27 protein-coding genes are annotated in these 25986 nt (G+C 70.6%); 18 read left to right on the top strand and 9 right to left on the bottom strand.

The features are described 5' to 3' along the window. The 7 genes from xerD to ACQPXM_RS29885 all read left to right on the top strand — a co-directional run bounded on the left by xerD (nucleotide 1) and on the right by ACQPXM_RS29885 (nucleotide 7061). Nucleotides 1-936: a site-specific tyrosine recombinase XerD gene (xerD, locus tag ACQPXM_RS29915; protein WP_432939651.1), complete on the top strand. Its 936-nt coding sequence runs from the start codon at nucleotides 1-3 to the stop codon at nucleotides 934-936. A 2-nt stretch (nucleotides 937-938) separates the two neighbouring features. Then, nucleotides 939-1829: a serine hydrolase domain-containing protein gene (locus tag ACQPXM_RS29910; protein WP_432939649.1), complete on the top strand. Its 891-nt coding sequence runs from the start codon at nucleotides 939-941 to the stop codon at nucleotides 1827-1829. Between the two features lie 216 nt (nucleotides 1830-2045). Further along, nucleotides 2046-3128 carry a ParA family protein gene (locus tag ACQPXM_RS29905; RefSeq protein WP_432939646.1) on the top strand — a complete coding sequence of 361 codons (1083 nt, stop codon included), beginning with the start codon at nucleotides 2046-2048 and terminating at the stop codon, nucleotides 3126-3128. Beyond that, the gene (locus tag ACQPXM_RS29900) at nucleotides 3125-3496 is read left to right on the top strand and encodes a hypothetical protein (RefSeq protein ID WP_425553185.1); all 372 of its coding nucleotides are present in this window, start codon (nucleotides 3125-3127) and stop codon (nucleotides 3494-3496) included. Before ACQPXM_RS29905 ends, ACQPXM_RS29900 begins: the two co-directional genes overlap by 4 nt. Nucleotides 3497-3503: 7 nt before the next feature. After that, nucleotides 3504-4487 (top strand): segregation and condensation protein A, encoded by a 984-nt coding sequence (locus ACQPXM_RS29895; RefSeq protein WP_077015791.1) that lies wholly within the window; start codon nucleotides 3504-3506, stop codon nucleotides 4485-4487. Next, nucleotides 4484-6334 (top strand): SMC-Scp complex subunit ScpB, encoded by a 1851-nt coding sequence (gene scpB, locus ACQPXM_RS29890; protein WP_432939642.1) that lies wholly within the window; start codon nucleotides 4484-4486, stop codon nucleotides 6332-6334. The genes ACQPXM_RS29895 and scpB overlap by 4 nt, the downstream gene beginning before the upstream one ends. After that, entirely contained in the window at nucleotides 6327-7061 is a 735-nt protein-coding gene (locus ACQPXM_RS29885; protein WP_432939639.1) for a pseudouridine synthase, read from the top strand. Before scpB ends, ACQPXM_RS29885 begins: the two co-directional genes overlap by 8 nt. A gap of 33 nt (nucleotides 7062-7094) precedes the next feature. Here the strand turns inward: ACQPXM_RS29885 and ACQPXM_RS29880 are convergent, their stop codons facing one another. Continuing rightward, on the bottom strand, nucleotides 7095-7562 hold the full coding sequence (locus ACQPXM_RS29880; RefSeq protein ID WP_432951115.1) for a hypothetical protein: 468 nt from the start codon (nucleotides 7560-7562) through the stop codon (nucleotides 7095-7097). Between the two features lie 69 nt (nucleotides 7563-7631). Then, a complete protein-coding gene (locus ACQPXM_RS29875) occupies nucleotides 7632-8231 on the bottom strand; it encodes a hypothetical protein (RefSeq protein ID WP_432939637.1) in 600 nt (199 codons plus the stop codon). Nucleotides 8232-8416: 185 nt separating this feature from the next. On the opposite strand from ACQPXM_RS29875, the gene pafA reads away from it, so the two are divergent. Both pafA and ACQPXM_RS29865 read left to right on the top strand, forming a co-directional pair. After that, nucleotides 8417-9778, top strand: coding sequence for a Pup--protein ligase (gene pafA, locus ACQPXM_RS29870; RefSeq protein ID WP_077015793.1), 1362 nt, complete (start codon nucleotides 8417-8419; stop codon nucleotides 9776-9778). 163 nt (nucleotides 9779-9941) lie between these two features. Then, a complete protein-coding gene (locus tag ACQPXM_RS29865) occupies nucleotides 9942-10895 on the top strand; it encodes an FKBP-type peptidyl-prolyl cis-trans isomerase (RefSeq protein ID WP_432939634.1) in 954 nt (317 codons plus the stop codon). Nucleotides 10896-10948: 53 nt separating this feature from the next. Here ACQPXM_RS29865 and ACQPXM_RS29860 read toward each other — a convergent pair whose 3' ends face one another. Both ACQPXM_RS29860 and ACQPXM_RS29855 read right to left on the bottom strand, forming a co-directional pair. Further along, on the bottom strand, nucleotides 10949-11407 hold the full coding sequence (locus tag ACQPXM_RS29860) for a hypothetical protein (protein WP_432939631.1): 459 nt from the start codon (nucleotides 11405-11407) through the stop codon (nucleotides 10949-10951). A gap of 31 nt (nucleotides 11408-11438) precedes the next feature. Then, entirely contained in the window at nucleotides 11439-12539 is a 1101-nt protein-coding gene (locus ACQPXM_RS29855) for a DUF3866 family protein (RefSeq protein WP_432939629.1), read from the bottom strand. A 191-nt stretch (nucleotides 12540-12730) separates the two neighbouring features. Between ACQPXM_RS29855 and ACQPXM_RS29850 the strand changes: the two genes are divergently transcribed. Continuing rightward, complete coding sequence (locus ACQPXM_RS29850; protein ID WP_432939626.1) at nucleotides 12731-13690, top strand: helix-turn-helix transcriptional regulator; 960 nt, start codon at nucleotides 12731-12733, stop codon at nucleotides 13688-13690. Next, nucleotides 13687-14664 (top strand): helix-turn-helix transcriptional regulator, encoded by a 978-nt coding sequence (locus ACQPXM_RS29845; RefSeq protein ID WP_432939623.1) that lies wholly within the window; start codon nucleotides 13687-13689, stop codon nucleotides 14662-14664. The genes ACQPXM_RS29850 and ACQPXM_RS29845 overlap by 4 nt, the downstream gene beginning before the upstream one ends. A 283-nt stretch (nucleotides 14665-14947) precedes the next feature. Here the strand turns inward: ACQPXM_RS29845 and ACQPXM_RS29840 are convergent, their stop codons facing one another. The 3 genes from ACQPXM_RS29840 to ACQPXM_RS29830 all read right to left on the bottom strand — a co-directional run bounded on the left by ACQPXM_RS29840 (nucleotide 14948) and on the right by ACQPXM_RS29830 (nucleotide 18108). Next, nucleotides 14948-15376, bottom strand: coding sequence for a VOC family protein (locus tag ACQPXM_RS29840; RefSeq protein WP_432939622.1), 429 nt, complete (start codon nucleotides 15374-15376; stop codon nucleotides 14948-14950). A 76-nt stretch (nucleotides 15377-15452) separates the two neighbouring features. Continuing rightward, the gene (locus tag ACQPXM_RS29835; protein ID WP_432939619.1) at nucleotides 15453-16841 is read right to left on the bottom strand and encodes an RNA polymerase subunit sigma-70; all 1389 of its coding nucleotides are present in this window, start codon (nucleotides 16839-16841) and stop codon (nucleotides 15453-15455) included. A 25-nt stretch (nucleotides 16842-16866) separates the two neighbouring features. Then, entirely contained in the window at nucleotides 16867-18108 is a 1242-nt protein-coding gene (locus ACQPXM_RS29830) for a winged helix DNA-binding domain-containing protein (protein WP_432939616.1), read from the bottom strand. A gap of 88 nt (nucleotides 18109-18196) precedes the next feature. On the opposite strand from ACQPXM_RS29830, the gene ACQPXM_RS29825 reads away from it, so the two are divergent. The 5 genes from ACQPXM_RS29825 (at nucleotide 18197) to ACQPXM_RS29805 (ending at nucleotide 21438) form a co-directional block, all read left to right on the top strand. Next, nucleotides 18197-18379, top strand: coding sequence for a hypothetical protein (locus ACQPXM_RS29825; RefSeq protein WP_432939614.1), 183 nt, complete (start codon nucleotides 18197-18199; stop codon nucleotides 18377-18379). A 59-nt stretch (nucleotides 18380-18438) separates the two neighbouring features. Further along, nucleotides 18439-18744 carry a twin-arginine translocase TatA/TatE family subunit gene (locus ACQPXM_RS29820; RefSeq protein WP_432939611.1) on the top strand — a complete coding sequence of 102 codons (306 nt, stop codon included), beginning with the start codon at nucleotides 18439-18441 and terminating at the stop codon, nucleotides 18742-18744. A gap of 76 nt (nucleotides 18745-18820) precedes the next feature. After that, nucleotides 18821-19582: a twin-arginine translocase subunit TatC gene (gene tatC / locus ACQPXM_RS29815; protein WP_432939609.1), complete on the top strand. Its 762-nt coding sequence runs from the start codon at nucleotides 18821-18823 to the stop codon at nucleotides 19580-19582. Next, nucleotides 19582-20454 (top strand): diacylglycerol/lipid kinase family protein, encoded by an 873-nt coding sequence (locus ACQPXM_RS29810; RefSeq protein ID WP_432939607.1) that lies wholly within the window; start codon nucleotides 19582-19584, stop codon nucleotides 20452-20454. Before tatC ends, ACQPXM_RS29810 begins: the two co-directional genes overlap by 1 nt. A 105-nt stretch (nucleotides 20455-20559) precedes the next feature. Beyond that, on the top strand, nucleotides 20560-21438 hold the full coding sequence (locus ACQPXM_RS29805; RefSeq protein WP_432939605.1) for a chitosanase: 879 nt from the start codon (nucleotides 20560-20562) through the stop codon (nucleotides 21436-21438). Nucleotides 21439-21445: 7 nt separating this feature from the next. On the opposite strand, the gene ACQPXM_RS29800 is transcribed toward ACQPXM_RS29805, so the two are convergent. After that, nucleotides 21446-21760: a DUF1905 domain-containing protein gene (locus tag ACQPXM_RS29800; RefSeq protein WP_432939602.1), complete on the bottom strand. Its 315-nt coding sequence runs from the start codon at nucleotides 21758-21760 to the stop codon at nucleotides 21446-21448. A 45-nt stretch (nucleotides 21761-21805) separates the two neighbouring features. Then, nucleotides 21806-24001, bottom strand: a complete 2196-nt coding sequence (locus ACQPXM_RS29795; protein ID WP_432939600.1) for an MMPL family transporter — start codon at nucleotides 23999-24001, stop codon at nucleotides 21806-21808. Between the two features lie 174 nt (nucleotides 24002-24175). Between ACQPXM_RS29795 and ACQPXM_RS29790 the strand changes: the two genes are divergently transcribed. Both ACQPXM_RS29790 and ACQPXM_RS29785 read left to right on the top strand, forming a co-directional pair. Next, nucleotides 24176-25318 carry a histidine kinase gene (locus tag ACQPXM_RS29790; protein WP_432939598.1) on the top strand — a complete coding sequence of 381 codons (1143 nt, stop codon included), beginning with the start codon at nucleotides 24176-24178 and terminating at the stop codon, nucleotides 25316-25318. Beyond that, nucleotides 25315-25971: a response regulator gene (locus tag ACQPXM_RS29785; RefSeq protein WP_432939596.1), complete on the top strand. Its 657-nt coding sequence runs from the start codon at nucleotides 25315-25317 to the stop codon at nucleotides 25969-25971. Before ACQPXM_RS29790 ends, ACQPXM_RS29785 begins: the two co-directional genes overlap by 4 nt. Nucleotides 25972-25986: the final 15 nt, after the last annotated feature.

Below are 25986 nucleotides of genomic sequence, written 5' to 3'. Positions count from 1 at the left end.
ATGAGTGACATCGGGCGGGCGGTCAGCGCCTACCTCGACCACCTGACGGTCGAGCGCGGTCTGGCCGCCAACACCCTGGCGTCGTACCGGCGGGACCTGCGCCGGTACGACGAGTACCTCGCGGGCGCGGGGATCAGCGCGCTCGGCCGGGTCACCGAGGCGGTGGTCGGCGACTTCCTGATGCGGTTGCGCGAGGGCGACGCCGACCATCCGCCACTGACCGCGTCCAGCGCGGGACGCACAGTGGTCGCGGTGCGCGGGTTCCACAAGTTCTGCCTGCGGGAAGGGCTGACGGCGGTCGATCCGGCCGCGGCGGTGAAGCCGCCAGTACCACCGCAACGGTTGCCGAAGGCCCTGTCCGTCGACGAGGTGACCAGGATCCTGACCGCGGCGGCCGGCGCGGAGGCGGAGCCCGCGGTGCTCGCGACCCGGGATGCCGCGTTGCTGGAGTTCCTGTACGGGACGGGCGCGCGGATCTCCGAGGCGGTCGGGCTCGACGTCGACGAGGTCGACCTGGAGGCCGGCGAAGTACTGCTGCGCGGCAAGGGCAGCAAGGAGCGCGTCGTACCGGTCGGGTCGTATGCGCGCGACGCGTTGGCGGCGTACCAGGTGCGGGGACGTCCCGATCTGGTCGCGCGGGGCCGGGGGACACCTGCGCTGTTCCTCAACGCGCGAGGTGGCCGGCTCTCGCGACAGAGCGCGTGGACGGTGCTGCGCCGGGCGACGCAGCGGGCGGGGATCAGCAAGGAGATCTCGCCGCACACGCTGCGGCACTCCTTCGCGACGCACCTGCTCGACGGCGGCGCCGACGTACGAGTCGTGCAGGAACTGCTGGGCCACGCGTCGGTGACGACCACACAGGTCTACACGCTCGTCACGGTCGACAAGCTCCGCGAGGTCTACGCGACCTCCCACCCGCGGGCGTTGTCGCGCTGACCATGCGTGACGTGATCGCCGCGGCGAGGCAGGTGCTGGCTGCGGCTAAGCAGGCGCCGTACGCGCACACGAGTCATCTGCAGGTGCGGGTGGGCGGTGAGGTCGTCGTGGACGAGCACCTGCGGGGACCGGTGGTGTCCGACGTCTTCTCGGTGACGAAGTCGGTGCTGGCGACCGTGCTCGGGGTGATGGCCGCGCGGGGATCGCTGCCGGATCTCGACCGTCCGGTCGGTGTTGTCCCGGAGACCTGGCGTCAGCTGCTGACGATGACGCGGGGTGCCGAGGTGCTCGACACCGACGAAGTCGTCGCGTTGCCGGGCGGACAGGTTTCGCGGTTCGCGGAGGCTCGGCGAGTGGCCGAGCCGGGCACGGTCTTCGCGTACGACGACGGCGCGGCGCATCTGCTGTCGGCGGCGGCCGGGGAGGTGCTCGGGGAGCCGGTCGGGGAGTTCGCCCGGCGTGAGCTGTTCGAGCCGCTCGGGATCGCGGACGCCGACTGGTTGGCCGACCCGGACGGCGTCACGTACGGGCACGCGCATCTGCGGATCAGCGCGGACGGGCTGGGCCGGATCGGGCAGCTGTGGCTCGACGGTGGGGAGCCGCTGGTCGATCCGGCGTACTTCGGGCAGCTGGTCACGCCGTACTCGCGGGGTGGGCCGCCGGAGGGACTGCCGTACGGGTTCCTGAGCTGGATCGACGACGGGATGCTGCTGGCCGGGGGATGGGCCGGACAGCATGTGCTGGTGGTCCGGCCGGCCCGCGCCGTGGTGGTGACGACCGGCTTCCCGAACTTCCGGTTCGGGCCGCCGCCGGGCGACGACCTGCCGGCCGGCTGGGCACCGGCGATCGACCTGGTACGGCGCCATCTCGTGCCGGTTCTGCTCGGCCGGTGAGACGTCCGGCGTGTCGACCCGGACCCGATGAGTCACGGTGATGGACGGTGTGCGATCATCCATGCACGGTCGGTCACCTTTCTCGGGTGATCGGCCTACTGTGGAATGCCGACCGGAAACCACCCGACCCGGCTGCGGAGTGGCCGCTTGAGAGTGCTTGAATGCACGCTTACAGTCGCTGGGATCGCCCGTATCGGTTGAAAGGTTTGACGAGTCATGAACGAGTCGACATTCCCGGGCACCCAGCACCTGCAGCACCTGCACCTCCAGCCGACGACGGAACCGATGCCGCCGGCTGCCGAACCGACCAGCACGCCGCTGGACCCGCCGGCCCCGGCCGACGACCAGGGCCAGCAGCGCCCGATCATCCCGAACAACTATGCGGAGATGCCCCGGCCGACGGCCAAGCTCACCGCGGAGGACATCGCACCTGTGAATGACCCGCACGGCCCGCGGAACAAGATCGGGCCGACCGGACGGCCACTTCCCGATCTGCCGGAGGTGTTGCCGCCGACCCGTCGCGGGCCGGCCCAGGTGATCGCCATGTGCAACCAGAAGGGTGGCGTCGGCAAGACCACGACCACCATCAACCTGGGCGCCGCGATCGCCGAGACCGGGCGCAAGGTGCTGCTGATCGACTTCGACCCGCAGGGCTCGGCCTCGATCGGGCTCGGCGTGCAGCCGCACGACCTGGAGTTGTCGGTCTACAACCTGCTGATGCAGCGCGACATCCGCCCCGACGAGGTGATCCAGGCCACCAAGGTGGACAACCTCGACCTGCTGCCGGCCAACATCGACCTGTCGGCCGCCGAGGTGCAGTTGGTCCAGGAGGTCGCCCGCGAGTACACGCTGTCGCGGGTGCTCGAGCCGATCATCCCGCACTACGACGTGATCCTGATCGACTGCGCGCCGTCGCTCGGCCTGCTCACCGTGAACGCGCTGACCGCGTCGCACGGCATCGTCGTACCGCTGGAGTGCGAGTTCTTCGCGCTGCGCGGCCTGGCGATGCTGACCGACACGATCGGCAAGGTGCAGGACCGGCTCAACCCGAAGCTGGAGATCGTCGGCATTCTCGGCACCATGTTCGACGGGCGCACCACGCACGCCCGGGAAGTGCTCGACCGGGTCGTCCAGGCCTTCGACGAGCGCGTTTTCCACACCGTCATCCGGCGTACGGTGAAGTTCCCCGAGACCACGGTCGTCGGCGAACCGATCACCACCTACGCCCCTTCGTCCCAAGCGGCTACCCAGTACCGCGACCTTGCCAAGGAGGTGCTGGCGCGTTGTCCCGCCGGGTGAGCCTGCCAGGTGCCAGCGAGCTGTTCGGGGGTGCGGCACCGAAACAGACCCGACCCGAGAAGCGCACCGCCACCGACGGACCGGCGCTGTCCGACCGACCGGGATCCACCGGCCGGGCCCGGACCGCCGTCGTCGAGGACCGCAAGTCCAGTGGCCGGATCCGGCACGACACGAAGATCACCGTGTACGTGACGGAGGAAGAGCTGCTCGGACTCGAACAGACCAGACTCGCGCTCCGCGCCGAGCACGGCCTGACCGCCGACCGCGGACGGATCGTCCGCGAGGCGATCGACGTACTGCTGGCCGACTTCGTCGACCACGGTCCCGACTCGGTGCTGGTGCAGCGGCTCCGGGCTGCCGCGGAGTAGGTCCGTCATGGCCGACACCTCGACGGACCTGCCGATCGACCTGCCGGACGCCGAGGCGACAGCCGGTTCCGGCAAGGGCTTCAGCGTCCACCTGGTCAACTTCGAGGGGCCGTTCGACCTGCTGCTGCAGCTGATCAGCAAGCACAAGCTGGACATCACCGAGATCTCGCTGTCCCAGGTCACCGACGAGTTCATCGCGCACATCAAGGCGCTCGGCTCGGAGTGGGATCTGGACCAGACCTCGGAGTTCCTGCTGATCGCCTCGACACTGCTCGACCTCAAGGCGGCCCGGCTGCTGCCGCAGGGCGACGTCGAGGACGCCGAGGACCTGGCGCTGCTGGAGGCGCGCGACCTACTGTTCGCGCGGCTGCTGCAGTACCGGGCGTTCAAGCAGATCGCGGCGCTGATCCAGCACCGGATGGCCGAGGAGGGGCGGCGCTTCCCGCGCGCGGTGGGCATGGAGCCCCGGTACGCCGAACTGCTGCCGGAGGTGTTGCTCGGCGTCAGCCCCGCGGAGTTCGCCGCGTTGGCGGCGGCCGCGATGGCGCCGAAGAACAACATCCCCGAAGGCGTTTCGCTGGCGCACCTGCACGCGCCGGCGGTGACCGTGCGGGAGCAGGCGATCATCATCGTCGACCGGTTGCGACGGCAACGCAGTACGACGTTCCGCACGCTGGTGTCGGACTCGCCGGACACGGTCACCACGGTCTGCCGCTTCCTGGCGTTGCTGGAGCTCTTCCGGGAGGCGGCCGTGGCGTTCGAGCAGGTGACGCCGCTGGGTGAGCTGACGATTCGCTGGACCGGCACCGACGAGGGCGAGATCGCCGTCGGCGACGAGTTCGACGAGGTGAAACCGCCGGAGTCCGACGAAGGCGAGGCGCCCGAGGTCACTGACGACCACATCACCGCCTTCCTCGCCGAAGGCGAACCGCTCACCGAGGACGACCCACCCGAACCCGACGAAGCCCCGACCGAGACGGCAGACCAGTGACCGATTCCCACAACCCCACCGACACGGCCACCGCCGATGCCCTGGAGTCGGTCACCAGCACCGAAGAGTCGATCGACCAGCACGAGGGCGGGGAGCCGACCGAGCTTTCGGACGGTAGTTCGACGCCGGCCGACGAGGCGAGCGAGCCCGCGCCGGACAGCGAGGCGAGCGAGGCCGCATCTGACGACGAGGCGAGCGAGGCCGCGCCCGACGACGAGGCGAGCGAGGCCGCGCCCGACGACGAGGCGAGCGAGCCCTCGGCGGAGGTTGAGGTGGACGCCGATGCGCCGAGCGACGAGGCGCCCGGCGGCGTGGACGCCGACGCGGATGCGGACGACTCCGCCTCCGGCGATGCAACGGCTGAGGTGAGCGACGACTCGTCCTCGACCGGCACGGTCCGCTCGGATGGCCCGCCCAAGGGCGACTCCGCGGCGGGCGAGGCAGAACTTGTTCCGGGCGCCGACCCGGCTTCTGCCGGCGGTGGCGGCTCGGACGACTTCGCCGGGGGCGGATCCGCTTCGGGGGAGGTGGAACCTGGCTCAGCTGACCACCCGTTGTCCGACGGCTCATCCTCCTCCTCCTCCTCCGATGGCGGGGAGTTGGCTGAGGAACTGATGCTGGATCTGGAAGTCGAACCGCCGGCTGGGGAGGTTGTGCTCGACGACGTCAGTATGCGGCGGGCGCTCGAGGCGATTCTGATGGTGACCGACGAGCCGTTGCCGGCGTTGGTGCTGGCTCGGGCGGTGGGGCGGCCGGTCGGGGATGTGAGCGAGGCGCTGGGCGGGCTGGCGGAGGAGTACACCGAGCAGGGGCGTGGGTTCGACCTGCGGGAGGTCGGCGGCGGCTGGCGGTACTACACGCGACCGGAGCAGGCGCAGTACGTGGAGAAGTTCGTACTCGACGGGCAGCAGGCGCGGTTGACGCAGGCGGCGCTGGAGACGCTGGCCGTCGTCGCGTACAAGCAGCCGGTCAGTCGCGCCCGGGTGTCGGCGATCCGCGGGGTCAACGTGGACGGCGTGATGCGGACGCTGATCAGCCGCGGACTCGTCGAGGAAGCCGGCGCCGACACCGAGTCCCAGGCCACGCTCTACCGCACCAGCTCTTACTTTCTGGAGCGGATGGGTATGCAGAGCCTGGACGACCTGCCGGAACTGGCCCCCTACCTCCCGGAGATGGACGACGTGGAAGAAGAGCTCGCCGCCCAGAACACCCCGACCCCCGAGGACCTGCCCACCGACGGTGCCGGTACGCCGGACGCCGGCACGCCCGAAGCCGTCGCTACGCCGGAGCCCGACGAGGCGGTCACGTCCGACGTCGGCGCCGCGGGCATCGACGGCGACCTGGGCATCGGCGACGCGCCGGATCTCGACCTCGAGCACGACCAGGACGAGCTGGAACCGGCCGAGGAGCTGGAGGCCGGCGGCGACACCGACCTCGCGCAGGAGGAGGCCGACCCGGCCGAGTTCCCCGAGAGCGGGGACGCGGCCGACGCCGGAGCCGGCGATTCGGAGGGCATCGACGACGAGCGCGGCGACACCGCTGACTCGGGCGGTACGGACGACGACCCGCTGGGCGACAGCGACGAAGACGACAGCGACGAAGACGACAACGAAGACGACGGCGGCGACGAAGGGGCCGAGGCCGACAGCGACGACGACCGCCTGGAGCCCGCGGAAGAGCTGACCGGCGAGTCCGGCGACGACCTTCTGGACTCCGCGGAAGAGACCACGGAGGATCCCGCCGAGGACTCCCCGACGGCGGCCGGCGTACCGGCTGAGGACGACGGAACGACGGGCGACGCGGCCGGCCCGGGCGCCGCGCAGTACCGTATCGGTAGTGATGACTGAAGAGACCGGGATCCGGCTGCAGAAGGCGCTCGCGCAGGCGGGCGTGGCGAGCCGGCGTAGTGCGGAGCTGCTGATCGAGCAGGGCCGGGTCGAGGTGGACGGCGCGGTCGTCACCGAGTTCGGCACCCGGGTCGACCCCGCGGTGTCGGTGATCCGGGTCGACGGCGAGCGCATCCCGCCGTCCAGCGCGCACGCGTACCTGGTGCTCAACAAGCCGCGCGGTGTCGTGACCACGATGGCCGATCCGCAGGGCCGCCCGTGCATCGCCGACTACGTGCAGGACCGCGAGGAGCGGCTGTTCCACATCGGCCGCCTCGACACCGACACCGAGGGACTGCTGCTGCTCACCAACCACGGTGAGTTCGCGCACCGGCTCGCGCACCCGTCGTACGAGGTCTCCAAGACGTACGTCGCCGAGGTCGACGGCAACGTCAAGCCGGTCGTGCTGCGCCGGCTGCTCGACGGTGTCCACCTCGAGGACGGCCCGGCCCAGGCCGACACGGTCAAGGTGATGTCGGAGATCAAGGGCCGCACGCTGATCCAGATCACCCTGCACGAGGGCCGCAACCGGATCGTGCGCCGCATGTTCGACGCGGTCGGCCACCCGGTCAAGCGGCTCACCCGCACGGCGATCGGCCCGGTCCGCCGCGGCAACCTGCACACCGGCGAGCTCCGCGAGCTCGACCCGAAGGAACTCGGCCAGCTGCTCGACCTCGTCGACCTGTAGCACCTGGGCCGTGCTCGACGTGGGAAGACCAGTTCAGTGCCCGCGAAGAGTTCGGTCGAAGAAGCCCCGGACCAGCGCCGGTACGGCGGCAACGGCGTGCGGATGGTCACCGACGAGCTTCGCGCGCTCGGCGGGTGTCATCAATCCGGCGGCGACCAGCTGGGGAGCGAAGGCCGCGTAGTCGGTGAAGATCCAGTGGTTGGCGCGGCGCAGTTGAGTACGGCGTACTGGTCCTCCGTGGGACAGCAAGGCTGACCAGGTGCGTTCGAAGCGGGCGTCGTGGAAGCCGTCGGTGCCGGCCAGGAGCAGCGGCTTGCGGGTGCCGTGCTCGGCGATCGGGTAGAGGGTGCCGTCGGCCAGGTCGAGGTAGCCCTCGAGGTTGGCGGCGACCCTGATCCGATGGTCTTCGTGCATCGTCTGGGCCGCGGTGGCGCCGCCGGCGGAGTGGCCGTAGACGCCGACGCGGCGGAGGTCGAGGGCGCGGTCGAGACCGCGGGGGATCGTGGTGCCCGGCCGCGAGCAGTTCCAGTCGGTCGAGGACGAAGCGCACGTCGGCGAACCGGGTCGTCATCATCGTCCGGTTGAGCACCGGATCGTCTGGACCTCGGGCGTGATCTCGATGACGCGCGGCGGGCGGCCGGGGAAGTCGACCTCGCTGGTCTCGCCGGGGTGGTCGACGGTCACGACGACGTAGCCGCGACTGGCCAGGTCTTCGGCGACGACCGTGCCGATCGTGCGCGGGTCGGCGCCGCCGGGGCTGTAGAGCAGGACAGGACGTCGTACGGGGATTGCAGGCGCACCGGCGTACGAGTGCGTTGTGGTGGCGGCCCAGTCGACGCCGGCGGCGGGGAGCTCGGGGTGCAGGACTCCGGCGTCGAGACCCTGGAAAACGGCGGCGGCCGCGGGCGTGAGGTGGGGCGCGAGCTGGTAGCCCCGGATGGTCGAGGCCGGGTAGTAGATCGTGGTCATCAGCTCACGGGTCGGGGCGTTGTTCCACGGATCGGTGCGGTTGCGGTCGGTCAGCTGCAGCGTCGTCGTACCGACGCTGTGTGATCCGGTGGGTGCGGGCAGGCGCAGGACGAGGCCCGGCGTGGCGAAGGCGGGCCGGGTCGGCAGGGCGCCGGCGAGGGCGGTCGACGCGGCGGCGGCGATGAAGGTTCGTCTCCTCATGACCACGACGTTGGCAGCTGCAACGAAGTCGGTCACTACTGTCGGGACGACCTCCACCCGAACCTCCACCGCCGGGTGGGGACGCCCCTGCGACCCGGGTCCGTTGACATCAAAGGGATAACGCCGGGCAACGCCGCGCCTGAGACAGGGCACTTATGTCGGAACCGGGCCGTAGTGTGGGTGATGTGAACCGGCGAATCTTCGGTCTGGAGAACGAGTACGGCGTCACCTGTACCTTTCGCGGTCAGCGCCGACTGACCCCCGATGAGGTGGCGCGGTACCTGTTTCGGCGCGTCGTGTCCTGGGGGCGGAGCAGCAACGTCTTCCTCCGCAACGGGGCACGCCTCTACCTCGACGTGGGCTCCCACCCGGAGTACGCGACCGGCGAGTGCGACTCGGTCACCGACCTGATCGCGCACGACAAGGCCGGTGAGCGGATCCTCGAGGGACTGCTGGTCGACGCCCAGAAGCGGCTGCACGACGAAGGCATCTTCGGCGACGTCTACCTGTTCAAGAACAACACCGACTCGGCCGGCAACAGCTACGGCTGCCACGAGAACTACCTGGTCAGCCGGCACGGCGACTTCGCCAAGCTCGCCGACGTGCTGATCCCGTTCCTGGTCACCCGGCAGCTGATCTGCGGCGCCGGCAAGGTGCTGCAGACGCCGCGCGGCGCGGTCTACTCGGTGTCGCAGCGCGCCGAGCACATCTGGGAGGGCGTCTCCAGCGCGACCACGCGGTCCCGCCCGATCATCAACACCCGCGACGAGCCGCACGCGGACGCCGAGCGGTTCCGCCGGCTGCACGTGATCGTCGGCGACTCGAACATGTCCGAGACCACGATGCTGCTCAAGGTGGCCAGCACCGACCTGGTGCTGCGGATGATCGAGGCCGGCATCGTGATGCGCGACCTGACGCTGGACAACCCGATCCGCGCGATCCGCGAGATCAGCCACGACATGACCGGCCGCCGCGAGGTCCGGCTGGCCAACGGCCGCGAGGCCAGCGCGCTGGACATCCAGGGCGAGTACCTGTCGAAGGCGCGTGACTTCGTCGACCGCCGCGAGCTCGGTACGCCGGCCGTCGAGCGGGCGCTGTCACTGTGGGAGCGGACGCTGAAGGCGATCGAGTCCGGCGACCTGTCCGGGATCGAGCGCGAGATCGACTGGGTGATCAAGTACCGGCTGATCGAGCGCTACCGCCAGCAGAACAACCTCGGCCTGGCCAGCCCACGCGTGGCCCAGCTCGACCTGGCCTACCACGACATCCACCGCCCGCGCGGTCTGTACTACCTGCTCGAGCGCAAGGGCGCGGTCACCCGGGTCGTCGACGACCTGCGGGTCTTCGAGGCCAAGTCGGTCCCGCCGCAGACCACCCGCGCGCGGCTGCGCGGCGAGTTCATCAAGCGGGCCCAGGAGCGCCGGCGCGACTTCACCGTCGACTGGGTGCACCTGAAGCTCAACGACCAGGCCCAGCGCACGGTGCTGTGCAAGGACCCGTTCAAGTCCCACGACGAACGCGTGGAGAAGCTGATCGCCAGCATGTGACGCTTCGACCGGTACGCCGCCGTACCGGTCGACGCTGCGTGACGTGACCGAACGGTGACGCAGGTGGCTGGTCCTGGGCTTGGTCGTGCCCGCTAGGGTGGGCGCGTTCATGGCAGTCCAGCAGGCGCGGGGTCCGCGCCGGGATATTTGAGGTGCTTTGTTCGTGCGCAAGCTGCTGAGTGTCGTCGCGGTGATCGCGCTGGGGTCGTCCCTGGCCGCCTGCGGCTCGGAGTCCGGCGGGAACAACGATGGTTTCGGTGCCGCCGGGATCAAGGTCGAGTCGGAGTTCGGCAAGAAGCCGACCGTCACCCACCGCGACGGTGAGCCGGACAAGACCCTGGTCACCGAGGTCCTCAAGGAGGGCGACGGACCCGAGGTCAAGAAGGGTGAGCTGCTCACCGCGAACTACCTCGGCCAGATCTGGCGCGACGGCAAGGTGTTCGACAACTCCTACGACCGCGGCGCGCCGTCGTCGTTCCCGATCGGTGTCGGCGGCGTCATCGCCGGCTGGGACGAGGGTCTGGTCGGCAAGAAGCTCGGCAGCCGCGTGCTGCTGTCGATCCCGTCGGACAAGGGCTACAAGGAGCAGGGCAACGAGCAGGCCGGCATCAAGGGTGACGACACGCTGATCTTCGTCGTCGACCTGATCGCCGCGGCCGCCAACGACACCAAGCTCGACGCCGACCCGGTGGCGGCGCCCGCCACCAAGTTCAAGGTCACCGGTGAGCTGAACGCCGAGCCGAAGGTGACCGTCCCGGCCGGCACGAAGCCGCCGGCCAAGCCCGGCAAGCCGGTCGTGATCGCCACCGGCAAGGGCAAGCCGGTCGACAAGTCCAGCACGGTCGTCGCCCGCTACGTGATCTTCGACTACACCGGCAAGAAGCAGGCGAGCACCTGGGACGGCCAGCAGGGCCAGCCCGGCGCCCCGTCCGAGCTGCAGGTCGGCCCTGGCCCGACGGGCCAGACCGGCGCGCTCGACGGCCTGGCCGGTCTCCCGGTCGGCAGCCGCGTGCTCGTCGAGCTGCCCGCGTCGAAGGACGACAAGGGCAAGACGGTGAACGCCTTCGCCGTCATCGACATCCTGAACAACTTCCCGGCCGGCAAGCAGCAGCAGTAGTACGCCGTCTCCGAAAGGGCCGACTCCCACTGGGGGTCGGCCCTTTCGCGTTGTCACCGGGCGCGGCGGAACCACCGGGTGGTGTCGGGGTGGAACGTCAGGGCGCAGGCGGCGACCAGCGCGAGCACGTGGGCGGTCCGGAGCAGCGCTTCGACCGCGAAGAGCGGGGTGAGCGAAAGGTCGCCGAGGTGATGGTTGGTGAGCCAGCTGATCGGCTCGATCACCAAACTCGCCATCCCGACCGTGCCCAGCACGAGCGCGAGCAGCCAGCGCGACCACGGGACGCCGTGGCGGAAGTAGCGGTCGATGACGACGAACAGGGCGCCGTACAGAATTGTGCGCAAGGCGACCTGGGCGACCAGGCCGAGCACGGGCGCGCCGTCGTCGATGGCCAGGCCGAGTCCCAGCACCGACTCGGCGACGCCGGCACCGACGGCCAGCAACCAGGCGCCGGTGGCGGTGCGGGCCGCGAGCGGTGGGGTGGGGGCGGGCCGGACCAGTGTGCGTTCCATACCTCGAGGATCCGCCCGCGCGGCGGGAAGATCAGGAGTACTGGGCCCCCGACGCGGGGGGTGGTACGTCCACCAGCCGGGCGGCATGGCGGCCCGACGCGGCCGCGGCCTCGAAGTACGCGCGGTCGCCGTCCAGGTCCCGGCCCATCGTCGACAGCTTGACCGGCGCGTCCCGCAGGGCGTCGTACAGGCCCTCGAGGCCGACCCGGACGACGCGGTGCCGGGCCTTCAGCGGCTCGGCCGCGTCGCGCACGGCGTCGCCGAAGTCCCCGGCCAGATCCGGTACGACGACGTCGGCCGGCTGCAGCGCCACCCGCCCGTACGCCGTCAGGCTGTGATGCGAGATTCCCCGGTGACGCGGTCGCGGATCTGCTTCGGAGATGCGCAGGGACGCGACCGCGCGGCCGCCGAGCGTGCCGACCGCGTTGACGGCCTCGCCCGACTGGACCCCCGAGAAGCCCCAGCGCGTGCCGGTGCCGAGGTTGCCCGGGCCCTGGGTGATCACGACCAGTTCGGCCGCGAGCACATGGACCGCCGTGAGCAGCCCGGTGTGGACCGTCACGGCCTCGCGGTCGCCGCCGTACGCCTGGCCGACGGTCACCGTCCCGGCCAGCCAGCCGCTGTCCCGCAGGGACGCGACCGTGCGCGAGAAGGCGAGCGGGAGCGCACCGCCGTCGGTCATCACGTAGACGACGCGGGTGGTCGGCCGGGTCTCGTAGACCCCGGCGAGGACGGCAGGCAGCGCCGAGTGCAGGTCGGCCACGACGACCGGCGTACCGAACAGGTCGTCGGCGTCGCGCAGGACGTCGTGGTCGGGGGAGTCCTGCTCGTCGGCGCCGAGCACCATCGCCTGGAGCGGGGTGTAGCGGGCTTTGACCAGGTGACCGTTCTCGGGCGGATCGGCGGGGAGGCGGTCGGGGATCGCGACAACGAGCGCGTAGCCGCCCGTGCCGAGGCCGCGGTCGAGGGCGCCGACGTTGAGCAGCACCCGGTCGCCGACGACAGGCTCACCGACCAGCTCGGGATAGGCCAGCGCCTTCACGTTCTGCTTGCCGACGGTCACCCGCAGTTCGAGCGCGCCGGCCCACGCGCGACCGAGCTCGGACACCACACCTTCGCGCCAACGGATCACACGGCAGACCCTAAGCCCGGACGTGCACCACTGACCAAGCGCCGCTTTCCGGCCCCGGAGGCTACGGGTTGAGCGTGGACCGGTTCCGTGCGGGCGGGTTGATCAGTGGTGGGCGTCCGCCCAGGACGATCTCGAACGTCTGTTCGGCGCGCAGTACGCGATTCGGCCCCGGAACCCCGTAAGGTGGTCGGGTGTCGGCGCGGAAGAGTGAGCGGCTGCTCAACCTGGTGATCTGCCTGCTGGTGGCGCGCACGTACGTGACCAAGGAGCGGATCCGCGAGGTGGTCGAGGGCTACGCCGGGCAGACCGACGACGCCTTCGAGAAGATGTTCGAGCGCGACAAGGACGAACTGCGCGATCTCGGCATCCCGATCGAGATGGGCACCATCGACAAGTTCTTCTCCGACGACGTGGGCTACCGGATCCGCCGCGACGTCTTCGAACTGCCCGAGGTGCACCTGGAGCCGGACGAGGCCGCCGTGCTCGGCGTCGCCGCCCGGGTCTGGCAGCACGCCAGCCTGGCCGAGGCGACCACGTCGGCGGTGCTCAAGCTGAAGGCGGCCGGGATCCAGACCGACCAGTCGGCGCTGAGCGCGATCGAGCCGCACGTCGGCGCGTCCGAGCCGGCCTTCGACCCGCTGTGGTCGGCGGTGGTCAGCCGGACGGTGGTCCGGTTCGAGCACCGGCGCAGCGGCGCGTCCGAGCCGACCACGCGGACGCTGGAGCCGTGGGGCATCGTGTCGTGGCACGGCCGCTGGTACGTCGTGGGCCGCGACCGCGACCGCGAGGCGACCCGGATGTTCCGGATGTCGCGGATCGGCGGCAACGTGAAGACCGTCGGCGGCCCGGGCGCGTTCACCGTGCCGGAGGGCACCGACCTGCGCTCGCTGGTCGCCGAGCTGGCGCCGCCGCGGCCGACGTCGGAGGCGAAGGTCCGGGCCAGGACCGGGTCGTGCGTCAGCCTGCGCCGCCGGGCGAACGCGATCGAGCCGTACGAGGAGGGCTGGGACCTGCTGCACGTCCCGTACGCCGACTCCGGGGTGCTGGCCGAGGAGATCGCGTCGTACGGGCCGGACGCGGTGGTCGAAGGTCCGGGCGACGTCCTGGACGGCGTACTGCGGCGGCTGCGGACGGTGGCGGGGGTCGGATGAGCAACGCACGTGACCAGGTCCAGCGGCTGCTCGCGCTGGTGCCGTACCTGCGCGAGAACGACGGCGCCCGCGTGGACGACGTCGCCGCGGACTTCGGGGTCCGGCCGAAGCAGATCATCGCCGACCTCAAGGTGCTGTGGTTCTGCGGCCTGCCGGGCGCGCAGATGGGCGACCTGATCGAGATCGACATCGACGCCGCCGAGGGCGAAGGCGTCATCCACCTGAACAACGCCGACTACCTGGCCCGTCCGCTGCGGCTCGCGGCGGACGAGGCGCTTGCCCTGCTGACCGCGCTGCGGACGCTGCGCGAGGTGACCGCCGGTGGCGACCGCGATGCCGTCGACCGGGCGATCGCCAAGCTGGAGACAGCCGCCGGTGCGGGTGCAGCGGCGAGCGAGGGTGCCGCCGCGCACGTCCACGTCGAGCCGGCCGCGCCGGAGATCGCCGAGACGGTCAACCGCGGACTGGCCGGCAAGCGGCGGCTGCACCTGACGTACGACGTACCGTCGCGCGACGAGACAACCGAGCGGGACGTCGACCCGATGCGGCTGGTGGTCTCCGAGGGGCGGACGTATCTCGAGGCCTGGTGCCGGCTGGCCGAGGATGTCCGGCTGTTCCGCCTGGACCGGATCGCGGGGGTCAAGCTGCTCGATCTCCCCAGCGAGCCGCCGCCCGAGGCGACCCCGCGGGACCTGTCGAACGGGATGTTCCAGCCGTCGGAGTGCGATCTGCTCGCCACGGTCTCGCTGGCGCCGCCGGCTCGCTGGGTCGCCGAGTACTACCCGACCGAGTCCGTCGAGGAAGGCCCCGACGGCTCGCTGATCATCCAGCTGCGGGTCGCGGACACGGCGTGGCTGCAACGCCTGGTCCTGCGCTTGGGCGGCTCGGCCACGGTCCTCGAACCAGCTGAACTCGGAGCCCAGATCGCCGGCACCGCCCGCGAGGCCTTGTCGGCGTACGACGAGCAGGTCTGAGGGCTGCGGCTGAGGTCGGCGTCCATGCGGCCGGTCATGTCCGCTGTGGCTGAGGCCGCACCGGCCGGAAGGCGGGCGGCGGGATGGCGTCGGCGGTTGGTGGGCGGCGGGAGGCGGGAGGAGGTCGGCCGTTGGTGGGCGGCGGGAGGCGGGCGGTTGACCCGCGGTGGTGACCGCAGCAGCACCCGCGGCAGATCCAGCCGTTGCCTCCCGGTCCGCGTTCCCGATGCGGCCTCGGGCCTGCCGCGTTCAGGCGCCGAAGTGGTCCCGGGACCTTCCGCGTTCAGGCGCCGAAGCGGCCTCGGGACTCGACAGGGATGAGGGGCTTTTCGGCGCGGATCTTCAGTTGCTGGACGGCCCAGGTGTTGCCGTCGGGGTCGGTGAAGCCGAAGAAGGTGCCGCCGTCTTCGGGGGAGAAGCTGGTGATCTCCGAGCAGTCGACACCTCGGCCGACGAGTTCGGCGCGGGCGGCTTCGGCGTCGGCGACGCAGAGTTGGAGGCCGCGGAGCGAGCCGGGGGGCATTTCGTTCTGGGCCGGCAGGCTGCCGATCACGATCGAGCAACCGGAGCCGCGCGGGGTGAGCTGGGCGACGTGCATGTGCTCGTTGACGGTGTCGTGGTCGAGGTCGAAGCCGACCTGGTCGCGGTAGAAGGCGATCGCCCGGTCGAGGTCGGAAACGGGCACGATCACGACTTCCAGGGTCCAGTCCATCGAAGTGCTCCTAGCGGGAGGGGCGCTGGATGCGCCCGGCATTCAGTACGACGTACCGGCCGCGGAAACTCATCGCTCACAGCGTCATCGGCAGACCGAAGGCGGGGAACAGGTGTGGTTCGAAGGTGGTGATCTGGGCGATCAGGCCGTCCTCGAAGCGCACGACGTCGAGCAACTGGGCCCGGTACACGCTCGTGTCGGGCCGCTGCAGGTAGGCCGCGACGGCCAATTGCCCGTTGGCCCGGACGGGCAGATGCCGCCAGTGCCCGGCGAACATCGGCGACGCCGGGTCCAGATTCGGCCGGACGAAGCCGAACAGCGCGTCGCGCGAGGTGAACCAGAACGGGTTCGGCGGCATCGTCAGCACGGCGTCCTCGCGGACCAGCTCGACCATCGCGTCGATGTCGGCCACGGCCGCCGCGTCCATGTAGCGCTGCAGCAGAGCGCGGTCCTCGGCGGTCGGCTCGGCGGCCGACCAGTCCTCGCGGCGTTCGGGCAACGCCTCCCGCAGAGCGGCCCGTCCACGCTGTACGGCGCTGTTGGCCGACGCCAGGCTGGAGCCGAGCAGCTCCGCGGTCTCCTGCGCCGACCAGCGAGCGACGTCGCGCAGGATCACCGCGGCGCGCTGCCGTGGCGGCAGGTGCTGGATCGCGGTGAGGAACACCAGCTCGAGCGTCTCGCTCGCGACCGCCTGTTCGTCCGGCTCGTGCCCGGGCGCCGGGCGCTCGGGCAGCTGGTCGTCGGGGAACGGCTGCAGCCAGGCGATCTTCGGTGGTGGCGGGCCGTCGCCGGAGTCCATGCCCGGGATCGGCTCGTACGTCGTCGGCCGCCGGTTCTGCTTGCGCAGGAAGTCCAGGCAGACGTTGGTGGCGATCTTGTAGAGCCAGGCGCGCGGGTTGTCGATCTGGCCGAGGGTGCCGGCCGAGTTCCAGGCGCGCAGGAAGGTCTCCTGAGTAAGGTCCTCGGCTTCGTCGTACGAGCCGAGCAGGCGGTAACAGTGCGCGCGCATCTCGGCCCGGTGCTGCTCGATCAGCGCGGTGAAGGCGTGCTCTGCGGGTTTCGTCACCTCGTCGGGCGTGACGACTCGCGCGCCAGGAACATCTTCGGACGTGACGATCCCGGCGCCGGGTTCCGTCACACCGACGGACGTGACGTTTTCCTCGCCAGCTTTCGTCACGGGCTGCGGCGTGACGTTTTGCTCGCGGACCTGCCGGGCGACCCGCCGAAGCTGATTGATCCGGGTCGACAACACCTCGACCTCGGCGTGCAGCGCGGTGACCGGCGCCGGCCGCAGCCGCTGCGCCCGGTCGGCGATGTCGGAGATCAGCTCCTGCACCGGGAGCCCTGGTGACCGGCGCTCCCGGTACGCCCGCTGACGACAGGCCTGGGAGCAGTACGACGCCGCCCGCCCCGGCCCGCCGCTTCCGGCGATCGGCTTCCCGCAGACCTGACACGTTCCCGTCATGGGCTCACGGTAGAGCCCGCGCAGATCAGCCCTGGCTCAGGATCCGCTCCAAGGGTGTCCGGAAGCGCGGCGTGATGCGGACACCTGCGAACCACGACGTCCAGCGGCCGGCATGGTCCTCGATCGCCGCCGCGGTCTCCCGGCCGACGTCCTCGAGCAACTGGTACCGGACCTCGCCCGACTCCGGCTGGCCCCACGCACCCACGATCCGGCCGTCGGCCCAGATCGTCGGACCGATGTTGCCGGTGGTGTCGAACAGGCGGCCCTTGTGCTCACCCAGGTACCACTCGCGGTCCTTCCAGCCCATCGGCGTCGGATCCAGCGCGGGCAGGAACGCGACCCAGGGTTCGACCTCCGCCTCGGGCGCCTCGTCACCGGGCAGCACGTAGCCCGGCGTGCCGTCCAGGTCGACCTCGACGGCGTCCACCGCGACCAGCGCCTTGCGGGTCTGGCCGAGCGTCCACCCGGTCCACCACTGCAGATCCGCCGTCGTGCCCGGCCCGAAGGACCGCAGCCACGCCCGCGCGAGCATCGTCCGGGCCTCTTCGGCGGTCAGGTCGCTGCTGAGTCCACCCGTCAGCCACTTCTCGGCAGGCGACCACTGGTGCTGACTGCTCAACCACGTGCCGAGCGGGCGACCGCGGACGATCCGCCCCTCGGCCGCGAGCTGGAACAGCACCCGACTGGTGACGTACGGCTGAGCGGCGTACGACTTGCCCTCCGCCATCGCGAGCCGGCTGCGCAGCCGCGGCTCGTCCTGGGCGAGCTCCTGCGCGGTCGCCGAGCCCCGCAGGCTGAGCGCGGTCGCCGTCGACTCCTCGACCGCCCGCAACCACTGACCGGCCGCATCGGCGTCGCCGGCGATTCCCGCCTCGACCAGATGCTTGACCAGCAACTTGCGCTGCTTGACCGCGATGTCGTCGCTGCACGCGGCCTGGACGACCGGAGCGAACGACGTCGGGACGACGAACACTGTACGGCGCATCCCGAGCATCCGGATCAGCGTGCGGTCGTCGTACAGGGCACGTTCGGTGAGCGCGACGTCACTGCCTGGCACGCGCGCGGCCGCGGACAGGTGCACAGTCGCCGGGTCGGTCGCGTGCAGCACGACCAGCGAAGTCGCCGCCTCGACCGGATCCGCCGCCTGGCAGGAAGACGCCAGCCGGTGCCGCCGGCCCAGTCTCCTGCGCCGCTCCTCGATCCCGATCCGCACCACACCGGCCCCCTCGATCAACGGCGGACGCAGGGCTGCGCCCCTGCCGGACACCAATTCTTACCATCGCGTTCCGACATCGTTGCCCGCTGCGGACACCCGGCGGCGTGGATCACACCCCCGGACCGGATAGGCTCGCGCTATGTACTGGTTCCTGCTCTTCCTCGCGGTGGTGGCGGTGTGGCTCTTGGTCCTCGCCCTGCTCGCGAAGAAGCTGTGGGGCCAGACCAAGGCGCTGACGCGTGAGTTGGTCGCCGCCCAGTCCAAGCTCGAGGCGGCGCAGAGCCAGGGGTCAAGACGGACCCGGGAGTCTGCGCGTTCCTGAGCGTAGTATCGGCCCAAGTCTCACGTTGAGCCATCGTTAGTCGTGAAAGGGAGATCCTCATGCCCCCGCTTCTCGGTATGCCCCAGGGCGCAGAGTGGCTCGTCATCCTCGCGATCGTCGTGCTGCTGTTCGGTTCGGCCAAGCTGCCGGCCCTGGTCAAGCAGCTCGGCAAGTCGAAGAAGATCTGGGAGGAAGAAGTCGGCCCCGGCCGGAAGAAGGACGCCGAGCTGACCGAGGGCACCCAGCCGCCGGCCCAGCAGCACGTTCAGCCGCCGGCGCCGCAGGCTCAGCCCGCCCCGCAGCAGAACCAGACGAACGGCCAGGCTCCGGGCGACGGCATGCCGCCGACGCACACCGCCAACTGAGTCACGCGCACCACCTGTGACGATGGTGAGGTTCGGACGGCGCAAGGAACCACGTCCGAAGGACGAAGAGGGTCGGATGACCCTGCGCGAGCACATCGCCGAGCTGCGCAACCGGCTGCTGGTCTCCGTGCTCGCGATCGTGCTGCTGACGATCGTCGGCTACGTCTTCTACGACCAGGCGCTGGACTTCCTGGTCAAGCCGTTCAACACCGGCGTGGCCGACCTGATCGCGAGCAACAACGGCGGCAAACGGCCCGAGCTCACCTTCAACAACGTGACCTCGCCGTTCACCTTCCAGATCAAGATCTCGCTGGTGTTCGGACTGATCCTGGCCGCGCCGGTGTGGCTGTACGAGTTGTGGGCGTTCATCGCACCCGGCCTGCACCGCTCCGAGCGGCGCTGGGCGGTGCTGTTCGCGGCGATCGCGACCCCGTTGTTCGCCGCCGGGCTGGCGGTGGCCTACTGGACGCTGCCGAAGGGCATCGAGATCCTGATCGGCTTCACCCCGGACTTCGCGCAGAACCTGATCACGCTGCCGGAGTACCTGGACTTCGTCCTGCGCACGATGCTGGTGTTCGGGATCGCGTTCCTGCTGCCCCTGGTGGTCGTGCTGCTGAACATCGTCGGGGTGGTTCCGTCCGCCGCGCTGGCCAAGTTCCGCCCGTACATCGTGCTGGCGATCTTCGTCTTCGGCGCGGTCGCGACGCCGTCGGGTGACCCGTTCTCGCTGATGTTCCTGGCGCTGCCGATGTGCGCGCTGTTCTTCGGTGCGGAGATCATCACGCGGATCCTCGACAAGCGGCGAGCCCGCAAGGCCGAAGCACTCCTGGCCGACTGATGAGTCGCAAGATCGCGCTGGTGGTCAACCCCACCAGCGGTCGCGGCCTCGGCGCGCGGGTGGCGCCCGTGGTTCAGCGACGGCTGGAAGCCGGCGGGCTGAGTGTCGACCTGTACGAGACGACCTGCGCCGAGGACGTCGGCCGGATCTCCGCCGAGGTGATCGCCTCCGGCGCGGACGGCGTCGCGCTGGTCGGCGGCGACGGCACGCTGCATCTGGGCGCGCAGGTGCTGGCCGAGTCGGGCATGCCGTTCGGCGTGATCCCGGCCGGGACCGGCAACGACTTCGCCCGCGGCCTCGGCGTACCGCTGAAGGACCCGGTCGCGGCCGCCGACCTGATCGTGGCCGGCAAGACCAGGGCGGTCGACCTCGCGGTCGCCGAGGGCAGGTTCATCACCACCGTCGTGGCCGGCGGGTTCGACTCGCTGGTGAACAAGCGGGCCAACGCGATGACCTGGCCGAAGGGCAACGCCCGCTACACGCTCGCGACGCTGGCCGAGCTGCGCACCTTCACGCCGCTGTCGTACGTCGTGACCGTCGACGGCGAGCGGATCGAGACCGGCGCGATGCTGGTCGCGGTCGGCACCGGCCCGACGTACGGCGGGGGGCTGCAGATCTGCGCGGGCGCGGAGATCGACGACGGCCGGCTCGACATCACGATCATCAAGCCGGTGTCGCGGCTGACCCTGCTGCAGATGTTCCCGAAGCTGTCCAAGGGCACCCACCTCGGTCACCCGGCGGTGCACACCCTGCGCGGCACGACCGTCCGGCTGGAGTCGCCGACCGTCACCGCGTACGCCGACGGCGAGATCCTCGGGCCGCTGCCGGTCGACATCGGCATCGCCCCGGGCGCGCTCACCGTCTACGGCTGAGTCTTCGTCACGCAAAGAGTTCGCTCGATCTCTGTTCGTGACGACCATTATCTGATAGGAAAGCTTCCTAACAGATAATCCTCGACGCCCCTCGAAGGAGAGATCGTGCCGCACCGCACCCCGAAGTTCCCTCCGAGCACCGGCCGGCGCCTCACCGGCCTCCTGCTCGGCCTCGCGGTCGCCACCGCCCCGGCGACCGCGTACGCCTCGCCGTTCGAGCCGAACACCCTCGCCGCTCAGACTCGCTACCAGGACGAGGTGGACGCTCCGGCCGCCGTCGGGCTGGACGACCCGGCGAAGAAGGAGATCGCGATGAAGCTGGTCTCCAGCGCGGAGAACTCCTCGCTGGACTGGAAGGCGCAGTACAAGTACATCGAAGACATCGACGACGGCCGGGGCTACACCGCCGGCATCATCGGGTTCTGCTCCGGGACCGGCGACATGCTGGACCTGGTCGAGCTGTACACGCAGCGCAAGCCGGGCAACGTGCTGGCCAAGTACCTGCCCGCGCTGCGCCGCGTCGACGGCACCGACTCCCACGAGGGTCTCGACCCGAACTACCCGCGCGACTGGGCCACCGCGGCGAGCGACAGCGTCTTCAGGACCGCCCAGAACGACGAACGCGACCGGGCCTACTTCAACCCGGCCGTCGCCCAGGGCAAGTCCGACCAGGTCGGCGTGCTCGGCCAGTTCGTCTACTACGACGCGATCGTGATGCACGGCGACGGCGGCGACGCGACGAGCTTCCGCAACATCCGCAAGCGCGCGCTGGCCACCGCGAAGCCGCCGGCCCAGGGCGGCAACGAGACCACCTGGCTGAACGCCTTCCTCGACGCCCGGGTTTGGGCGATGAAGCAGGAGGAGGCGCACAGCGACACCAGCCGGGTCGACACCGCCCAGCGGGTCTTCCTGCGCAATGGCAACCTCAACCTGAACACCCCGCTGGACTGGAAGGTCTACGGCGACAGCTTCCACATCGGCTGAGCCGGCGTCAGGAGTTCGCGTCGACGACCTCCAGGCGGCCCACGACAGTGGCGCCGGCCTGGAGGTCCTCGGCGATGCGGACCGCCTTCTTCACGGGAAGCACGTACGTGCCGCGTTTGGTGTCCGGGAAAACCGACGTCTGCCAGGTGCTGCTCCCGACCGTGACGGTGACCCGCACCGAACCGAAACCACGCCGGGTGCCCGCCGTCAGGTCCGCGATGTCGTCACTGATCTCGGCCGGGACGGAGACGAAGTGCCATCCGCCCTCGCCCGGGTGCTCCCACAGGAGCGCTGAGAACTCGAAGACCCCGATGCCTGCCACAGCCCGAGCGTAGAGACCTCCGCCGACAGAAACGGTCGATCCCCACTACACGAGTGCGCGTTCGTGGTCGGCCACCGGTGCGGCGGCGGGTTTCGGGCCTGCTTCGCCCTGGAGATCGATGACCGGCAGCAGCCGGTCGAGCCGGCGGGGGATCCACCAGTTGGCTTTGCCGAGCAGCTTCATCGTCGCCGGGACCAGCACCATCCGGACGACGGTCGCGTCGATGAAGATCGCGACGGCCAGGCCGAGCCCGAACATCTTGGCCGCCGGGTCGCCACTGGCGACGAAGCCGAGGAAGACCGAGATCATGATCAGCGCGGCCGACGTGATCACCCTCCCGGTGGTCGCGATGCCGTGCACGACCGAGCCGTCGTTGTCGCCGGTCGCGAGGTACTGCTCCCGCACCCGGGAGAGCAGGAACACCTCGTAGTCCATCGAGAGCCCGAACAGGATCGCGAACATGAACATCGGGATGAACGGCACGATCGGCACGGTCGACTCCAGACCGATCAGGTCCGCGCCCCAACCCCACTGGAAGACGATCACGATCACGCCGAAGGAGGCGCCGATGCTGAGCAGGTTCATCAGCGCGGCCTTGAGCGGGACGACAACCGACCGGAACACCAGCGTCAGCAGCAGGACCGACAGCAGGATCACGGTGCCCACGAACAGCGGCAGCCGGTCGTTGACCTTGGCACCGACATCGGCGAAACTCGCCGTCTGCCCACCGATGTGAGCCTTCGCCGGACTGCCACGCAGTACGGCGGGAAAGACGTCGGCGCGCAACCGCTCGACCGTCTCCAGCGTGGCGTCGTCCTGAGGACCGGTGGTCGGGAACGCGACCAGCGTCGCGAGACCGGCGGCGGCGTTCACCTCGGGATGCCGTACGGCGGCGATGCCGCGGTCGGCCTCGACCGCGTCGAGCAGCGGCTGGACCACGCTCGCGTCCTTCGAGATGTCGACGGCGATCACCAACGGGCCGTTGATGCCCGGACCGAAGCCCTGGGCCACGAGGTCGTACGCCCGGCGCTCGGTCCGGTTGCCGGGCAGCGCTCCCTCGTCGGGGGTGCCGACCCGAAGCGCCAGCACCGGCGCGGCCAGGGCGAGCAGCGCGATGGTCGCGCCGACGGCGTAGACCACGGCGTGCCGGGACACGTGCCGGGCCCACCGTTGCCAGCCCGCGGTGCTCGCCGAGGCGTCGACGCGCCGTACCCGGAGGCGGTTGATCCAGTGCCCGGCAAGCCCGAGGAACGCCGGCAGCAAGGTGATCGAGGCAACGACCATGATCAGGACGACGACCGAGACGGCGATCCCCCCGGCGGTCATGAACGGTACGCCGGCCACGGCCAGGCCGAGGATCGCGATCACCACCGTGCCGCCGGCGAAGACCACGGCCTGCCCGGCGGTGGCGACCGCCCGGCCGACCGACTCCTCGACGGTGTTGCCCTGGGCAAGGTACTCGCGGTGCCGGGTGACCAGGAACAGCGCGTAGTCGATGCCGACCCCGAGGCCGACCATGCTCGCGACCACCGGCGCCCAGCTGGGCACGTCGATCAGATAGGTGAGCAGTGACATCGAGCTGATGCCGAGCGCGAGGCCGAACAGCGCCAGGCCGATCGGCAGCCCCATCGCGATCAGCGATCCGAACGTCACCAGCAGCACGAGAACGGCGGCGACCAGACCGAGGGCCTCACCGAGTCCAGCCGCGGCTTCTTCGAAGGCGAAGAACAGGTCGCCGCCCAGCTCGATCCGCAGGGGCGAGTCCGCTGCCGCGTCGGCCGCGAACTGCTTGAGGTTCTCGAGGTCGGCCGGGGCCAGCTCCGCCTGGACGGGGTACTGGAGACGGATGACGGCGATGCGGCCGTCGGTCGACATCGCTGCCTCGCCGGCCTTCGCGGCGAGCGGATCGCTTGCCGCCAGCACCTTGGGCAGCTCGGCGGCTGCCGCCCGGAGCTCGCTCAAGGCAGCCCGCGCAGCAGCCGACTCGCGGAACGTTGCGCCGTCGAGCGGGGTCACGACCACCTGCGCGGTCAGTCCGGCCTGATCCGACCCGGCGGCCGACAAGAGATCGGCCGCGCGCTGCGAGTCGAGTCCCGGCGCTCCCATCGAGTCCTCGAGCTTCTGGCCGAAGGCGCTGGACGCCGCGACCACGAGCACGGCGACGACGAGCCAGCTCCCGATCACCGTCCAGGGCCGGCGGGCGGCGTACCGGCCCAGGCGGTACAGGGCAGACGACATCATCGTGATCTCCTTCGGTGAGGCTCCGGTACGGCGACGCCGCCGCGGATTCAGCGTCGCGGGATCCGGCGGCGCGTACCTCGGGCGAAGGGCCGCGGTTGCCTCGGCCGGTCGGCCGACCGGCGTGCCGTACTTTGGGCCGATCCGGGGCGGGGCCGGGTTGTCTACTGTGAGCCCATGCTGAAGAACGCGGTCCGCTCGCTGTGGGCCGAACCGCGGGCGCCGCACCCACCGCGGCGCGTCTGGCGGGACTGGGTGCTCGTCGGCCTGCTGATCCCGACGGCGATCCTCGAAGGGATTTTCCGCGATCAACTGGTCTGGCGACCCGTCGCGACCCTGCTCGGGGTGGTTTTCGCACTCGGGCTGCTCTGGCGGCGCACGCACCCCTTCGCGGTGGTGGCCGGGACGTTCGGTTCGCTCATCGTGCTGGACGTCGCGAGCCTGCTCACCGTCCACGAGCCGGTCGGGCTGACCACGATGATCTTCGTCGTCCTGCTGCCCTTTGCGCTCTGGCGCTGGGGGTCTGGCCGGGAGATCGGGATCGGGACGGTGCTCATCCTGGTCACGTTGGCCCTCGGGCTGACTGTGGACAACACCGGACTCGTCGATTCGGTGCTCGGCAGCATGTTCCTGCTGTTCCCGGCGACGCTCGGCGCCGCGGTCCGTTACCGCGCCTCGTCGCGGGTCCGTGAGCTGGACCAGGTCCGGCTGCGGGAGCGCGAACAACTGGCCCGCGAACTGCACGACACGGTCGCGCACCACGTCTCGGCGATCGCCATCCGGGCCCAGGCCGGCCGGGTCGTGGCGGTGGCCGATCCGGGAGCGGCGGTGGATGCGCTCGTGGTGATCGAGGCGGAGGCCTCGCGCACGCTCGCCGAGATGCGGATCATGGTCGCGGGCCTGCGCGCGGACGAGTCGGCCGCGCTGGGCCCGCAGCCGGGAGTGGCCGACCTCGAGCGGCTGGCCCGGAGTACAGGACCACGGCCTCGGGTGGAGCTCGAACTGTTGGGCGACCTCGACGACCTCGGCCCTTCGGTCGACGCCGCCGTCTACCGAATCGCCCAGGAGTCGATCACGAACGCCGTACGGCACGCCCGCGACGCGACCCGCATCGACGTCCGGGTGGCCGCCGACGCCGACTTCGTCCGGTTGACCGTCCGGGACGACGGCGAGGCCGGTTCGGCCGGGCCGGTGGGCTACGGCCTGGTCGGTATGACCGAGCGGGCCACGCTGCTCGGCGGCTCCTTCGAGGCGGGTCCCGGCCCGGACAAGGGATGGACGGTCGAAGCGGTGCTGCCGAAGTCGGGTGCGGCCGGATGAGCATCCGCGTGCTCGTCGCCGACGACCAGGACCTGGTCCGGACCGGATTGACGATGATCCTCGACGCGCAGCCCGGCATCGAGGTGGTCGGTCAGGCCGCCGACGGCCGGGAGGCGGTCGAGCTCGCCCAGCGGCTACGCCCGGACGTTTGCCTGTTCGATATCCGGATGCCGGGGATGGACGGGATCGCCGCGACCCGCGAACTGGCCGGGCCACAGGTCGAGAACCCGCTCGCGATCGTGGTGATCACGACGTTCGACCTCGACGAGTACGTGCACGGAGCGCTCAAGGCGGGCGCCCGGGGCTTCCTGCTCAAGGACGCCGGGCCCGAGCTCCTGGTCCAGGCGATCCACGCGGCCGCGCAGGGCGACGCGCTGATCGCTCCGAACATCACCGCCCGGCTGCTCGCCGCCTTCTCCGACACCCGCCTGGGCCGCCCACCGGCTCAGCCGGTCGAGCCCCTGACCGACCGCGAGGAGCAGATCCTGGTCACCGTCGCCCAGGGCCGGACCAACGCCGAGATCGCCGGCGACCTGCACATCAGCCTCAGCACGGTGAAAACGCACCTGGCCAGCATCATGGGCAAACTGGGCGCCCGGAACCGGGTGGAACTGGTCATGTGGGCCTACGAGACGCACCGCGTGCACCGCTGATCGCTGTCCGTGCCC

Source organism: Kribbella sp. CA-253562, assembly GCF_050942265.1.
In the GTDB taxonomy this organism is placed as follows: domain Bacteria; phylum Actinomycetota; class Actinomycetes; order Propionibacteriales; family Kribbellaceae; genus Kribbella.
This window is presented reverse-complemented; position numbering and strand designations above follow the sequence as displayed.